Source organism: Novosphingobium sp. BL-A-41-Hi4A-0G (assembly GCF_055521735.1).
Window position 1 is genome coordinate 1063700 of record NZ_CM145501.1, and the last position, 13541, is coordinate 1077240.

Consider the following 13541-nt stretch of genomic DNA (forward strand, 5'->3'; position numbering starts at 1 on the left):
CTCTTTTCCTGAAAGCTGACCGCCCATGCTCGATTTTCCGCGCTGGAAGGTGATCTGGCTCTGGCTCATCACGCTGATCTGCGTGGCCGCCGCCACTCCCTCGCTCACCTCCACCATGGGCCTTTCGTGGCCGACCGCACTGCCCGAACCCAAGGTGAACCTCGGGCTTGACCTTGCCGGTGGGAGTCACATCCTGCTTGAGGCAGACCCTGCGCAGGTGCGCCAGCAGCGCATCGAGGGGATGGAGGAATCGGTCCGCAACAAGCTGAAGCAGGATGGCAAGGACATCCGCATCAGCGACATCTCGAACCGCGATGGCGCGCTGACATTCGTGGTCGCCGATCCCTCGCAGGTCGATGCGGTGCGCGAGGCCGTGCTGCCGTTGACCAACGGGGCAGGGCTTACCGGCCAGCGGGATTGGGACATCAACGTCGTCGACGGCAACCGTTTCGTCCTCGCGCCGACCGAGGCCGGGGTCAATCAGGCCGTCACCCAGGCGATGGACACTGCGGTTGAAGTGGTGCGCAAGCGCATCGACGCGCTTGGCACCAAGGAGCCGACCATCATCCGTTCCGGACCGACGCGTATCGTCGTTCAGGTGCCGGGCCTGCAAGATCCGCAGGCGCTGAAGAATCTGCTGGGCCAGACCGCGAAGCTCGAATTCAAGCTGGTCGATACCTCGGCGCTACCATCTGACGTGGCGCGCGGCATCGCGCCTCCGGGCAGCGAGATCGTGCCGTTCACAAGCCCTGCCGAAGGTGGCGGCGTGCCATCGATTGCGGTCAAGCGTCTCGGCGGCATTCGCGGCGATCAGCTGACCAACGCTCAGCAGACCAACAACCAGCAGACCAACGAGCCGGTCGTCAACATCACCTTCAATACCGAAGGTGGCGCCAAGTTCGCCAAGCTGACCACGCAGAACGTGGGCAAGCAGTTCGCGATCATCCTTGATGGCAAGGTGCTGTCTGCGCCGACCATCAATGAACCGATCATGGGGGGCAGCGCAATCATATCGGGCCGCTTCACCACCGAAAGCGCCAACGCGCTGGCTATCTCGCTGCGTTCGGGCGCTCTGCCGGTAGACCTCAAGGTCGTGGAAGAGCGGACCGTCGGGCCTGACCTTGGCGCGGACTCGATCCGCAAGGGCATGATCGCGATGGGCGTGGGCACTTTCGCTCTCGCGATCTTCATCCTCGTCACCTATGGTCGCTTCGGCGTCTATGCGAACCTCGCCGTGATCATCAACGTGCTGATGATCCTTGGCATCATGGGCATCATTGGCACCACGCTGACCCTGCCGGGCATCGCCGGCTTCGTGCTGACCATCGGCGCGGCGGTCGACGCCAACGTGCTGATCAACGAACGCATCCGCGAGGAACGCCATCGCGGCCGCAAGGTCACACAGGCGGTCGAACTCGGCTACAAGGAAGCCAGCCGCGCGATCTTCGATGCCAACATCACCAACGTCATCGCCGCCGTGCTGATGTTCGCGTTCGGCTCGGGTCCGGTAAAGGGCTTTGCCGTCGTTCTGATGATCGGCATCGCCACCTCGGTGTTCACCGCCGTGACGCTCACCCGCATGTGGGTGGTCCAGTGGCTGCGCCGTGCACGTCCCACCGAAATCGCCCTGTAAGAGGAGGAAGAACACATGAAACTCCTCAAGCTCGTCCCCGATCACACCAACATCCACTTCCTCAAGTGGCGCCTGCCGTTCTACATCATCAGCCTTGTGCTGATGGCGGCATCTTGGGGTCTGGTGCTGACCAAGGGCCTCAACCTCGGCGTCGATTTCATCGGCGGCCAGATGATCCGCGTGACGTTCGAACGCAGCGCCGAAGCGCCTGTCTCCACGCTGCGCGAGGAAGTCGGCAAGCTGGGCTATGGCGAGCCGATCATTCAGCGCTACGGCAAGCCGAACGAAATCTCGATCCGCATGAAGCTGCCCGAAGGCGCAGACCATGAAGCCGCGCTGGCCGACAAGATGGCGCGCACGATCACGGCCGACATCAAGAAGAACCACGCCGACGCGCGCATCGACGGCGTCGATTCGGTCTCGGGCAAGGTGTCGAAGGAGCTGGGCTGGGACGCGTTCAAGGCGCTCGGCCTGGCCTCGCTGGCGGTGGCGGCCTACATCTGGCTACGCTTCGAATGGCAGTTCGGAGTAGGCGCGCTCTTCGCGCTGGTCCACGACGTGACGCTGACGCTCGGGCTGTTCGCGCTGACGGGGATGGAGTTCGATCTCAACATCGTCGCCGCGCTGCTGACGCTGATCGGCTATTCCTTGAACGATACCATCGTCGTCTATGACCGCATCCGCGAGAACATGAAGAAGTTCCGCAAGATGCCGATGCCCGAATTGCTCGATCTTTCGGTGAACGAGACGCTGGCGCGTACCATCGTGACCTCGCTCTCGATGCTGATCACGCTGGTCGCGCTGCTGCTGCTCGGCCCTGATGTGATTTTCGGCTTCACCGCCGCGATCACGCTGGGCATCTTCGTCGGCACCTACAGCTCGATCTACATGGCCGCGCCGATCCTGATCTGGCTGAAGGTCAATCCCAACAGCTTCGTGCCGACCGAAACGGCGCTCGAAAAGCAGGAGCGGCTTGCGCGCGACGGCGCCTGATCGTTCTCAAACCTGCAATGCCCGAAGCGGCGGTGGAGCTCAGCGCTCTGCCGCCGCTTCGTCGTAGAAGGCCGCAAGCGACGCAGCATTGGCGTCCCAGCTGAAGCGCTCGGCATTGGCCGCTACTGCGGCCTGGCTCGGCGGGTCGGCGAGCACTTCGGCAACGCCTTGTGCAATCGCCTCGGGTGTGCGGTCGACGATGCGACCGGCGCTGTCGTCGAGCACCACTTCGCGCGCACCGCCTACGTCCGGGATGACCACCGGGGTGCCGCAGGCGAGCGCTTCGATCCATGCGTTAGCAAGGCCTTCGCGTTCGGAAGGCAGGACCATTGCATCGGCGGCTGAGAGCAGATCGGGCAGGACGTCGTGCTCCACTGCGCCGAGGAACAGCACCCGGGAATCAAGATCGAGTTCCGTGACCAGCGCCCGCAGGACCGGCTCGTGCTCTCCGGTGCCGACAATGGCCAGCCTCACGTCTTCCGGCAGCAACAGGAGAGCCCGGATCGCGAGCGCCTGTCCCTTGATCGGCAAAAGTGCGCCCACGCAGAGCAGCAGTCGTCCGTCAGGCCAGATACCCAGCGCATGCTGTCCGGCCACCCTCTGGCGAGCCTCCGTCCGCGCCATTGGGTGGAAACGCGCGCGATCGAGCCCGGTGTAGTGCACCCGGATGCGGTCCTCGGGCATGCCGAGATCGACCATGTCACGCGCCAGGGCACAGGAAACCGAGAGGAGTACCGACGATTGCCGCGCCGCCTCCAGCATCTGCCGCCGGGGCAGGGCGCGCATGCCCCAGAGGTGGATGTCCGAACCACGGCCCTTGATCGCCAGTGGCAGATTGAGAGAGCGCGCCACTTTTGCCGCGGCAGGCCCGTCAGGATAGAAGAACTGCGCGTCGACCATGTCGAACGGTCGTTCGGCATGGAGACGCTTTGCCAGAGGGAGGATGCCGTGGGCGATCAGCATTGGGTTGATCGGCCCCGAAAGCCCCGGCACCAGCAGGAAGCGGGGATGGTGCACCGTGACACCGCCCTGCTGCTCGACTTCGGGGATTGCCCTGAGTGCAGCGTAGCGCCTCATCGGGACGGGCGGCAGGCCGACGGGGTTGACCACGGTAACCTCCCAGTCACCGCGCGCCGCAAGCGCCTGCATCTGTCTACCGACGAAACGGCCGAAACCGGGACGGCCTGTGGCAGGATAGAGTGTCGAGATCGAGAGCAGCCGCCTCACGTCAAAGCTTGCGCACGAGCATCTCGGCAAGCCCGAGCCACGCCGGCCGGTCGATCACCACCTGTCGCTGACCGGGGCCGGGCGGGAGCAGGGCGACGCGGCCGTCGCGCTGGTCGATCAGCCGACCGAAGGTAAAGCGGCCACCGGGGCGGGGCGAGAGAACGTCGCGGTTGAAGGCGCGGGCAAAATCGTCCGGGTCGATCTGACGGAGCCAGACCTGATCGCCCGCCCGGTATTCGCCCGCACTGGCATCGACCGCCATGGCCATAAGCCGCGCGGACCCATCGAGCGCCACGGGCAGTATCGCATCCATTGGCTTGGCCAGTGCCTCCGCCCCTTGCGCCCCAAGTCGCGCAACGAGGCGGGCAGGGCTCTCTTCATCGGCCTTGACCAGCAATTGCGGCTCGACCCCGAGCGCTGCGCCGATGCGGTTCATCCACGTCAGCGACAGGCTACGCGTACCGGTTTCAAGGCGGCCGATGGTCTGCGCCGTGGTCGGTGGCTCGCAACGCGCGGCAACGTCGGCGAGCGTCATGCCCTTCTGGCGGCGGATATCGCGAATTCGGTTGATCATGATGCGACCTGAGCAAGCTCCGTGCTTAACCGCAACGGTGATTTTTGCTTACCTGCAAAGTTCGCGCCGTGGCAAGGGCTTTACGTGGCCGCAAAGGCTATCCTTCAACCATCTCCGCCAGTTCCAGCCAGCGCTCCTCTGCCGCGTCCTTTTCCGCACGGACCTTTTCGAGGGCGGCCATCAGCGAATCGAATTTCTTCGGGTCCTTGGCGTAGAGGTCCGGATCGGCCAGCTGTGCCTCACCGCGCGCGATGGCGGCGTCGAGTTCCTCGATCCGCTTGGGCAGAATCTCGTAGTCGCGCTGGTCCTTGTAGGAGAGCTTGCCCTTCTTCGCCGGGAGTGGCGGCGGCGGAGGCGCCGGGGCTTCGCCCTTTTCGCCCCCCTTTGCCACCGGCTTGCCCGCAACGCGGGCTTTGCGCATCTTTTCCCAGTCGGCATAGCCACCCGCGACGATATCGACCCGGCCAGACCCGTCCATGCCCAGCGTGATCGTGACGGTGCGATCGAGGAAGTCGCGGTCGTGGCTGACGATCAGCACGGTGCCGTCGTAGTCCGAGATCACTTCCTGCAGCAGGTCGAGCGTTTCCAGATCAAGGTCGTTGGTCGGCTCGTCGAGCACCAGCAGGTTGGAAAACCGCGCGAACTCGCGCGCCAGTAGCAGGCGCGAACGCTCACCGCCCGAAAGCGTGCCGACGCGCGCCTCGACCAGGCCCGGATCAAACAGGAAGTCCTTGAGATAGCCCTGGATGTGCTTGCGCACGCCACGCACGTCGATCCAGTCGCTGCCATCGGCCAGCACGTCGCGCACCCGCTTGTCCGGCGCCATCAGGCTGCGCTGCTGGTCGATCATCACCCCCTGCAGCGTCTTGGCCAGTGTGATCGTCCCGCTGTCCGGCTCCAGTTCGCCCGTCAGCAGCTTGAGCAGCGTGGTCTTGCCCGCGCCGTTCGATCCCACCACGCCGATGCGATCCTTGCGCGTGATGCGCAGGGTGAAGTCCTTGACGATCGGCCGTTCACCGAACGACTTGTTGACGTGGTCGGCAACGATCACCGCCTTGCTCTTGGCATCGTCGCTGGCGATGGCGAGCTTGGCCGTCCCCTGCGGGCTGAGCATGGCCGCGCGCTGCGCCCGCATTTCCCACAGCTTCTCAAGCCGCCCCTGGTTGCGCTTGCGCCTTGCCGTAACGCCGCGCTCCAGCCAGTGCGCCTCGATCTTCAGTTTTGCGTCGAGTTTGTCCGCCGCGCGCGCTTCCTCGGCATAGACCTGCTCCATCCACGCCTCGTACCCGCCAAATCCGATGTCCTTGCGGCGCAGGCTGCCCCGGTCGAGCCACAGCGTCGCCCTGGTCAGGCGCTCAAGGAATGTACGGTCATGGCTGATCACCACGAACGCGCCACGATAGCGCTGCAGCCAGTCTTCCAGCCAGTCGATCGCTGCAAGGTCGAGGTGGTTGGTCGGCTCGTCGAGCAGCAGCAGATCGGGTTCGCTCGCCAGCGCACGCGCCAGCGCGGCGCGGCGACGCTCGCCTCCGCTGGCGCTGTCGGCCTTGCGCGAAAGATCGATGCCGAGCTGTCCGGCGATGGCTTCGACCTCGTGCCGGGGCGGGGCGTCCTTGCCCGAAAGCGCGAAGTCCATCAGCGTATCGTAGCCGGTGAAGAACGGGTCCTGCTCCAGCGTCACGATCTTGGTGCCGGGCTGGATCGAGCGCGTGCCCTTGTCCGCATCGACTTGCCCACCCAGCAGCTTGAGCAACGTCGTCTTTCCAGCGCCATTGCGCCCGATCAGCGCGAGCCGGTCGCGCTGCTGGATGTGGATGTCGAGGTCCTGAAAGAGCCAGCCATTGCCCTGGATCAGGCCAAGGCCTTCCCAGCTGAGTATCGGTGCCGCCATGCCGAGCCGCTTAGCCGCACCGTTGCCCGCGTGCAACGCCGGACACTGAACGATAACGTCGCTTCGCATTCACGGCTTGTTCAATGCGCGGGTCTTATGCATGCGGACATCATGAACCGTGCAATTGCCCTCCTCGCCGCTTCGCTGGCTGTCCTGCCTGTCTCGTCCCACGCGCAACAGCGCCCGGACGAGCAGAACGAGGCTCGCCGTGATCTGCGCGCCGGCAATGTGCGCTCGCTCCGCGATATCGAACGCCGCGTCCTGCCGACGAAGCCGGGAATGCAGTACCTCGGCCCGGAGTACGATCCCTCGGCCATGGTCTATCGGCTCAAGTTCATCCGCGACGGCCGCGTATCGTTCGTCGATGTGGATGCGCGCACCGGGCAGGTTCTGGGCGAGAGCCGCTAACCAGAAAATCGGTGAACACAGGCTTTCTGGCCAATTCCTTGACCGTTCAGGTTTCGCGCCCCATCTAGCCGTTCAGGTTATGGCGCCAACGCGCGCAGCAAGGGGCAAGTGATGCGCATTCTGATCGTCGAGGACGAACCCACGCTCGGCAAGCAGCTCAAGAACACGCTCGAACAGAACGGTTACGCCGTCGATCTTTCGGTTGATGGCGAGGACGGGCACTTCATGGGCTCGACCGAGGAATATGACGCGGTCATTCTCGACCTCGGCCTGCCAGAGATCGACGGACTCACCGTGCTCGGCATGTGGCGCAAGGAAGGCCGCAAGTTCCCCGTGCTGGTCCTCACCGCGCGTGACAGCTGGTCCGACAAGGTCGCAGGCCTCGATGCCGGTGCCGATGATTACCTCGCCAAGCCTTTCCAGACCGAGGAACTGATCGCCCGCCTGCGCGCGCTGATCCGCCGTGCTTCGGGCAATTCCTCGTCTGAACTGACCGCAGGCGACGTTCGCCTCGATACGCGTTCGGGTCGTGTCACGCTCAATGGCGAGCCGGTCAAGCTGACCGCACAGGAATACAAGCTCCTGTCCTACCTGCTCCACCACAAGGGCAAGGTCGTCAGCCGCACCGAACTTATCGAGCATATCTACGATCAGGATTTCGACCGCGATTCGAACACCATCGAAGTTTTTGTCACGCGCATCCGCAAGAAGCTCGGGCCGGACGTGATCACCACGATCCGCGGCCTTGGCTACAGCCTCGACGATCCGGCCGGCCCCGGTCGCGGGTAAAGCGTGGCCACTCAACGGCCCGAACCAGCACAGCCGCCGCAGCCAGCGCCGCACACCGGCTCGCTGGCGCGGCGCATGCTGCTCATCGCTGCTGGTTGGATTACCGTATTGCTGCTCGGCGGGGGCCTCGCACTCGACCAGACGCTGACCGGGCTGGTCACTCGCAATTTCGACGAACAGCTCGGCTACATGCTGACCGCGATGGTCGCCTCGGCCGAGATCGGACCTGACGGCGAGGTGTTTTTCAACCGCCCCTTGGGCGACCAGCGCTTCCTCGAACCCAACAGCGGGCTTTACTGGCAGATTTCCGGGCAGGGCCACGAGGATTTCCCCTCGCGCTCGCTGTGGGATCGCTCTCTGCGCACCAGCCTCGACAACAACTACGTCGATCCCAAGATCGACGACAGCGACCAGTTCGATGGCGAGCGCCTGCGCATCATCAAGCGCTCGGTCATCCTGCCCGGCAGCAATACGCTGTGGGAATTCCAGGTCGCCGCCAGCCGTGGCGAGATCGACGCGCAGATTCGCCGTATCCGCTCGATCCTGTTGTGGTCGTTCCTCGCGCTCGGGCTTGGGTTGTTCACCATGGCGGGCCTGCAGACATACTACGGCCTCGGGCCCTTGCGCCGCGTGCGGCTTGCCATTGCGCGCATGCGGGAAGGTGGGGCGAGCCGAGTGACCGATCCGCTGCCGCTGGAAGTGCGGCCGCTGGTGGTCGAACTCAATGCCCTGCTCGAACATTCCGAGCGGCAGGCCGAAGAAGCGCGCACCCATGCCGGCAACCTTGCCCATGCGCTCAAGACCCCGCTGACCGTGGTGATGAACGCCGCAACCGCCAAAGCCGACGACCTTGCCGATACGGTGATCCGCGAAGCTGCAGTGATGCGCCGACAGGTCGACCACCACTTGGCCCGCGCCCGCGCCGTCGGCCGCCGCGCCGTCGGCATGTCGCGCGCGCAGGTCTGGGAAAGCGCCGAAGCAGTGGAGCGCGCGGTGGTCCGGCTCTACCCGCAAGTCCGCTTCGACATGGACGGCAATCGCACTGCTGAAGTGTCGATCGAGCGGCAGGACCTCGACGAAATCCTCGGCAACCTGATCGAGAACGCGGCGAAGTATGGCGGCGGCTCGGTGTTCATCACCATCGATGCGGTGCCAGCCGACCCGAAGTTCTGCGAGATCTGGGTCGAGGATGACGGCATGGGCATTCCAGAAGAAGCCCGCACCCGCATTTTCGATCGCGGGGCGCGGCTCGATACCGGCAAGCCCGGCACCGGCCTCGGTCTCGCCATCGTCCGTGATGTCGCTGAAATCTATGGCGGCAATGTGGAGTTGAAGGAAAGCGAGGACCTCGGCGGCCTGCTGTCAGTCCTGCGCCTGCCGCGGTCCGTGACCGCCAAGTAACCATATTCCAGCATCGGCCTTGCCAATGGTTCTGGAATCTCCGATCCAGACGCGGGAACAGATGGCCACGTTGCAAGCGTGGCTGCCAACATGGGTGGGGACGTATGAAGGCAGGATTGGTTATCGGGTTCGCGGCACTGTGCCTCGGTCAGACGGGGCAGGCGATGGCGCAGGAGCAGGCCGCGCCGCCTCCGGCACCTGCGGCCACGGCGAAATCGACTTGCGAATTGCACGTCTTTCCGACCGAAAACTACATCGGCTTCAACAGCGGGCTGCTTTCAGGGTTCGGCATTGTTGGCGCCGTTGCCGATCAGGAAGCGCACAAGGGCAGGGTCGCCACGGTCAAGGACCTGATGAAGGACTACCTCGGCCCTGAAGTCCAGTTGGCCGAGCTTGAAAAGATCAACTACCGCACGCGTCTTGGCGTGCCGGACTGGAAGGTCATCATCGAGCCGCCGACGCCTTCGAACGAGGCGGTCAAGGCCGACCCAGTGCTCAAGGCCAAGATCAAGGCACTCAACGCCGATTTGAAGGCAGGCAAGCGCATCACCTCATCGACCAACCCCTGCTACGCCGAGTTCCTTCTCGTCAGCGTGTTTTACTTCAAGGCAATGATGTACGGCAGCAACCTGCTCGTCGGCACGCAGTTCCGCGATTTCAGCAAGGGCGGCAAACCGATCATTTCCATCGGTGCGGTCAAGAACCCGCTGGAAGTCTTCCCGCCAAAGACCCCGGACATGGTCGAACCGGCCAAGGCCGAACTGCGTGATGCCTTCGCCAAGGACTTCATCGAATGGACCGAGAAGAAGCTCAAGGACGACAAGGCGGTGCGAAAGTAGGGCCGGCTTGATCGGCCAGCCGAGCTTGGTGTGGCGAGGTTATGGATCCCGGCTTTCACCGGGATGACGGGTTTGGGGTAACCGTCCTACACACTTCTTCTTCCGTCACCCCGGCGAAGGCCGGGGCCCATAACCTTACTGTCGCCACCAACCCTTGCCCCGATCACGCCCTCGGATGCGCATTGCGATAGACATCCAGCAACGTCGCCGCGTCCACGCGGGTGTAGATCTGCGTTGAGGACAGGCTCGCGTGGCCGAGCAGTTCCTGCAAGGAACGCAAGTCCGCGCCCGCGCTCAGCAGGTGCGTGGCGAAGGAATGCCGCAGCGCATGGGGTGTTGCCGTGGCGGGCAGGCCCAGCGCGACGCGCGCGCGGGCTACGGCGCGCTGGACCATGCCTTGGGCCAAGGGGCCACCCTTCGCCCCGCGAAACAGCGGCTCGTTCCGGGCAAGCGGCCAAGGGCAAAGCCGGGCATACTCGGCGACGCCCTCGCGCACGATCGGCAGCAGCGGAACCACGCGCTGGCGTCCGCCCTTGCCGGTGATGACGACGCTTTCGCCCAGCGGCAGGGCCGAGGCAGGTAGCGCCAGCGCCTCGGCAATGCGCATCCCGGCACCGTAGAGCAGCAGCAGCACCGCCCGGTCGCGCGCGGCGATCCATGGCACGCTGGCGTCGTCGGCCACCATCTCGGCGAGATTGACCGCTTCGTCCGGCGTTACCGGGCGCGGCAGGCCTTTCTTGACGCGGGGCCCGCGCAGACGGGGGCGGCTGGTGTCAGCCTCGCCAGCCTGCTCGCGGGCGAAGGCGATGAACGTCTTGAGCGCCGAGAGTTCGCGCGCTGCCGAGACATTGCCCAGCCCATCGGCGCGGCGTTCGGCCAGATGGGTGCGCAGGGTTGCCGCATCGATCCGGGCCAACGAGGACCAGTTTTGCTCCTCCGGCAGGGCGTGCAGCAGGCGCGCTACCGTTGCGGCATAGGCGCGGACGGTGTGTGGTGAACGGCGGCGTCCAAGGGCGAGATGGCTGTTCCACGCCTCCAGGATATCCGCCGTCGTCACGCGCTGACCAATGCGTCGGGCACCAATTCGGCGAGCAGCGCCTCAAGCAGCGGCGCGCCCTCCTCGGTCACGCGCAGACGGGCGCCCTCTTGCACGAGATGGCCCAGGCGCAGGTATAAGTCGCGCTTTGCCGGATCGATCAGATCGTCTGCTGCGAAGCCGAAGCGTGCGGCGAGCTTGGCTGGCTCGATGCCTTCGGTCAGGCGCAGGCCCATCAGCACGGCTTCCATCGCCTGATCTGCGTGGACGAGCGCGCGTTCCTCGGCGATGCCGTGGTGCTGTTCATCCACCGCGCGCAGGAAATTCTCGGGCTTCTTGTGCCGAACCGTCGCCGCACCCAGCCTCCGCCCATGCGCACCGGGACCGATGCCGACGTAATCGTGGTAGCGCCAATACGTCAGGTTATGGCGGCTTTCCTCGCCGGGGCGGGCGTGGTTGCTTGTTTCGTAGGCGGGCAGGCCAGCAGCGGCGGTCAGTTCCCGGGTCAGGCTGAACAGATCGGCCGACTGGTCGTCGTCAAGCGGCGTCAATTTGCCTTCGCGGACCAGCGTGGCGAAGCGAGTGCCTGGCTCGATGGTCAGTTGGTAGAGCGACAGATGTCCGGTTCCGAAACCTAAAGCGCGCTTGAGTTCGGCTTCCCACTGTTCGGGTGACTGATCGGGGCGGGCATAGATCAGGTCGAAGCTGATCCTGCCGAAATGTGCCTGTGCAAGCTCCAGCGCTGCAAGGCTTTCGTTGACGTCATGCAGTCGGCCAAGAAATTTCAATGTCTTGTCGTCGAGCGCCTGCAGGCCGAGCGAGACGCGGTTGATCCCGGAACTGGCGAGCGCTGCGAAATTTGCGGCCTCGACCGAGCTCGGGTTCGCCTCAAGCGTGATCTCGATCCCCGGCGCAAAGCCCCACAGCGCCTCGGCCTCGCGCAACAGTCTTTCGACCAGCGCAGGCGGCATTAGCGAGGGGGTGCCACCACCAAAGAAGATCGAGGACAGCGGCCTGCCGGACGTCAACCGCGCTTCATGGCGCATGTCTGCCAGCAGCGCGGCTTCCCACGCAGCCACGTCAGTCCGTTCGCGCACATGGCTGTTGAAGTCGCAATAGGGGCACTTTGCGAGGCAGAATGGCCAGTGGATGTAGAGGGCTAGCGCCATGCGCCAGCCTTAGGCGGAAAACTGGTCCGCTACCAGCTTGGCGAAGGCATCGGCGCGGTGGCTGATGGCGTGCTTTTCGGCCGGGTCGAGTTCGGCGAAAGTGCGCGTATCGCCCACTGGCACGAACACCGGGTCATAGCCGAAGCCCATTGTTCCGCGCGGGGGCCACGTCAAAGTGCCGTGGGCGCGGCCTTCGTAGACCGCATGGGAGCCGTCAGGCCAGGCGATGGCGAGCACGCAGGCGAAGTGGCAGCCTCTTTCCAACTCTTGGCAACTCTCCCCGGACTCTACCGCAACTCTCGCGAACTCTGCGGCAACTCCGGCGAGCTTTCCCTCAACCTTGCCCATCGCCATGTACCAGTCGCGACCGGGGCCGCCCTCGAACACGTCGGCTTCGGCCCAGTCCGCCGTATAGACCCCCGGCGCGCCGCCGAGGGCATCGACGCACAGGCCCGAATCGTCGGCCAGCGCCGGAATCTGTGAAGCTTCCGCTGCCGCCCGCGCCTTGATCAGCACGTTCTCGATGAAGGTTGTCCCCGTCTCGGCAGGCTCCGGCAGGCCGAGCGCGCCGGCGGACAGGCACTCGATCTCATAGGGGGCGAGAAGAGCCTGAATTTCCTTGAGCTTTCCGGCGTTGTGCGTGGCGATGACCAGCTTGCCGGAACCGAGACGGGGCATGTGTACTTCCTTGCGAAAAAGCATCGTCCTAATTGTCGTCATCCCGGCGAAGGCCGGGATCCATTTCGTCGCCCGGATGCTCCGAGGGGTAGTGGACCCCGGCCTTCGCCGGGGTGACGCTATGATAGGTCCCGCCTGAACTTAACCGCGAACCGCCTTTTCCTGCGCCGCGAAGATCTCGTTGCAGCCGATGCGGGCGAGGCGGAGGAGGCGCAGGAGGCCTTCCTCGTCGTAGGTCGCGCCTTCGGCGGTGGCCTGGGCCTCGGCGATCTTGCCGCCTTCGATCAGGACGAAGTTGGCATCGGCATCAGCCGAGGAATCTTCAATGTAATCAAGGTCGAGCACCGGTTGACCATTGACGATGCCGCAGGAAATCGCGGCGACCTTCTCGGTCAGCGGGTCTTCCTTGATCGCGCCGCTGTCGAGCAGCTTCTGCACGGCGAGGCGCAGGGCGACCCATGCGCCCGAGATCGAGGCAGTGCGGGTGCCGCCGTCGGCCTGGATCACGTCGCAGTCCAAGGTGATCTGGCGCTCGCCCAGCTTCTTGAGATCGGTAACGGCGCGCAGGGAGCGGCCGATCAGGCGCTGGATTTCCTGGGTGCGGCCCGACTGCTTGCCCTTGGCCGCCTCGCGGCTGCCGCGCGTGTGGGTGGCGCGGGGGAGCATCGAGTATTCCGCCGTGACCCAGCCTTCGCCCTTGCCGCGCAGGAACGGAGGCACGCGCTCTTCCACCGAGGCGGTGACGAGTACCTTGGTATCGCCAAAGCAGATCAGGACCGAACCTTCGGCATGCTTGGTAAAGGCGGTTTCGATGACGATTGGGCGCATTTCATCGGGCGCACGGCCGGAAGGTCTCATGGAATTTCCCTCGCAAGTTTGCATGGCCTCTGGCGCATTGGTCTT

At 64.7% G+C, this 13541-nt stretch carries 13 protein-coding genes; 6 read left to right on the forward strand and 7 right to left on the reverse strand.

Features of this window, described 5'->3' with window-relative positions:
• Window positions 1-25: 25 nt before the first annotated feature.
• Entirely contained in the window at window positions 26-1633 is a 1608-nt protein-coding gene (gene secD / locus ACZ1JX_RS05220; protein WP_465125708.1) for a protein translocase subunit SecD, read from the forward strand.
• 15 nt (window positions 1634-1648) lie between these two features.
• Window positions 1649-2626, forward strand: coding sequence for a protein translocase subunit SecF (gene secF, locus ACZ1JX_RS05225; protein ID WP_465125709.1), 978 nt, complete (start codon window positions 1649-1651; stop codon window positions 2624-2626).
• A gap of 39 nt (window positions 2627-2665) precedes the next feature.
• Here secF and ACZ1JX_RS05230 read toward each other — a convergent pair whose 3' ends face one another.
• From ACZ1JX_RS05230 to ACZ1JX_RS05240, 3 genes are all read right to left on the reverse strand, one after another.
• Window positions 2666-3853 (reverse strand): glycosyltransferase, encoded by a 1188-nt coding sequence (locus tag ACZ1JX_RS05230; RefSeq protein WP_465125710.1) that lies wholly within the window; start codon window positions 3851-3853, stop codon window positions 2666-2668.
• A 1-nt stretch (window position 3854) separates the two neighbouring features.
• Entirely contained in the window at window positions 3855-4427 is a 573-nt protein-coding gene (locus ACZ1JX_RS05235; protein ID WP_465125711.1) for a helix-turn-helix domain-containing protein, read from the reverse strand.
• A 97-nt stretch (window positions 4428-4524) separates the two neighbouring features.
• A complete protein-coding gene (locus ACZ1JX_RS05240; RefSeq protein ID WP_465125712.1) occupies window positions 4525-6318 on the reverse strand; it encodes an ABC-F family ATP-binding cassette domain-containing protein in 1794 nt (597 codons plus the stop codon).
• A 111-nt stretch (window positions 6319-6429) separates the two neighbouring features.
• Here ACZ1JX_RS05240 and ACZ1JX_RS05245 point away from each other — a divergent pair, with 111 nt between their 5' ends.
• From ACZ1JX_RS05245 to ACZ1JX_RS05260, 4 genes are all read left to right on the forward strand, one after another.
• Window positions 6430-6726: a PepSY domain-containing protein gene (locus ACZ1JX_RS05245; protein ID WP_465125713.1), complete on the forward strand. Its 297-nt coding sequence runs from the start codon at window positions 6430-6432 to the stop codon at window positions 6724-6726.
• A 111-nt stretch (window positions 6727-6837) separates the two neighbouring features.
• Window positions 6838-7515 carry a response regulator transcription factor gene (locus tag ACZ1JX_RS05250; RefSeq protein WP_196274488.1) on the forward strand — a complete coding sequence of 226 codons (678 nt, stop codon included), beginning with the start codon at window positions 6838-6840 and terminating at the stop codon, window positions 7513-7515.
• A 75-nt stretch (window positions 7516-7590) separates the two neighbouring features.
• Window positions 7591-8916 (forward strand): sensor histidine kinase, encoded by a 1326-nt coding sequence (locus tag ACZ1JX_RS05255; RefSeq protein ID WP_465126360.1) that lies wholly within the window; start codon window positions 7591-7593, stop codon window positions 8914-8916.
• Window positions 8917-9020: 104 nt separating this feature from the next.
• Window positions 9021-9755 (forward strand): hypothetical protein, encoded by a 735-nt coding sequence (locus ACZ1JX_RS05260; RefSeq protein ID WP_465125714.1) that lies wholly within the window; start codon window positions 9021-9023, stop codon window positions 9753-9755.
• A 163-nt stretch (window positions 9756-9918) separates the two neighbouring features.
• Here the strand turns inward: ACZ1JX_RS05260 and ACZ1JX_RS05265 are convergent, their stop codons facing one another.
• The 4 genes from ACZ1JX_RS05265 to rph form a co-directional block, all read right to left on the reverse strand.
• Window positions 9919-10812 carry a tyrosine recombinase XerC gene (locus ACZ1JX_RS05265; RefSeq protein WP_465125715.1) on the reverse strand — a complete coding sequence of 298 codons (894 nt, stop codon included), beginning with the start codon at window positions 10810-10812 and terminating at the stop codon, window positions 9919-9921.
• On the reverse strand, window positions 10809-11960 hold the full coding sequence (gene hemW, locus ACZ1JX_RS05270) for a radical SAM family heme chaperone HemW (RefSeq protein ID WP_465125716.1): 1152 nt from the start codon (window positions 11958-11960) through the stop codon (window positions 10809-10811). Before hemW ends, ACZ1JX_RS05265 begins: the two co-directional genes overlap by 4 nt.
• A 9-nt stretch (window positions 11961-11969) precedes the next feature.
• The gene (gene rdgB, locus ACZ1JX_RS05275; RefSeq protein WP_465125717.1) at window positions 11970-12638 is read right to left on the reverse strand and encodes an RdgB/HAM1 family non-canonical purine NTP pyrophosphatase; all 669 of its coding nucleotides are present in this window, start codon (window positions 12636-12638) and stop codon (window positions 11970-11972) included.
• 141 nt (window positions 12639-12779) lie between these two features.
• Window positions 12780-13496, reverse strand: a complete 717-nt coding sequence (rph, locus tag ACZ1JX_RS05280; protein ID WP_144907197.1) for a ribonuclease PH — start codon at window positions 13494-13496, stop codon at window positions 12780-12782.
• Window positions 13497-13541: the final 45 nt, after the last annotated feature.

Excerpts from the sequence above, each read along its gene's own strand:
- secF (WP_465125709.1), top strand. The coding sequence starts at position 1,649 with ATGAAACTCCTCAAGCTCGTCCCCGATCACACCAACATCCACTTCCTC.
- ACZ1JX_RS05255 (WP_465126360.1), top strand. The coding sequence starts at position 7,591 with ATGCTGCTCATCGCTGCTGGTTGGATTACCGTATTGCTGCTCGGCGGG.
- ACZ1JX_RS05240 (WP_465125712.1), bottom strand. The coding sequence starts at position 6,318 with ATGGCGGCACCGATACTCAGCTGGGAAGGCCTTGGCCTGATCCAGGGC.
- rph (WP_144907197.1), bottom strand. The coding sequence starts at position 13,496 with ATGAGACCTTCCGGCCGTGCGCCCGATGAAATGCGCCCAATCGTCATC.
- ACZ1JX_RS05245 (WP_465125713.1), top strand. The coding sequence starts at position 6,430 with ATGAACCGTGCAATTGCCCTCCTCGCCGCTTCGCTGGCTGTCCTGCCT.
- hemW (WP_465125716.1), bottom strand. The coding sequence starts at position 11,960 with ATGGCGCTAGCCCTCTACATCCACTGGCCATTCTGCCTCGCAAAGTGC.
- ACZ1JX_RS05235 (WP_465125711.1), bottom strand. The coding sequence starts at position 4,427 with ATGATCAACCGAATTCGCGATATCCGCCGCCAGAAGGGCATGACGCTC.
- rdgB (WP_465125717.1), bottom strand. The coding sequence starts at position 12,638 with ATGCCCCGTCTCGGTTCCGGCAAGCTGGTCATCGCCACGCACAACGCC.
- ACZ1JX_RS05260 (WP_465125714.1), top strand. The coding sequence starts at position 9,021 with ATGAAGGCAGGATTGGTTATCGGGTTCGCGGCACTGTGCCTCGGTCAG.
- ACZ1JX_RS05250 (WP_196274488.1), top strand. The coding sequence starts at position 6,838 with ATGCGCATTCTGATCGTCGAGGACGAACCCACGCTCGGCAAGCAGCTC.
- secD (WP_465125708.1), top strand. The coding sequence starts at position 26 with ATGCTCGATTTTCCGCGCTGGAAGGTGATCTGGCTCTGGCTCATCACG.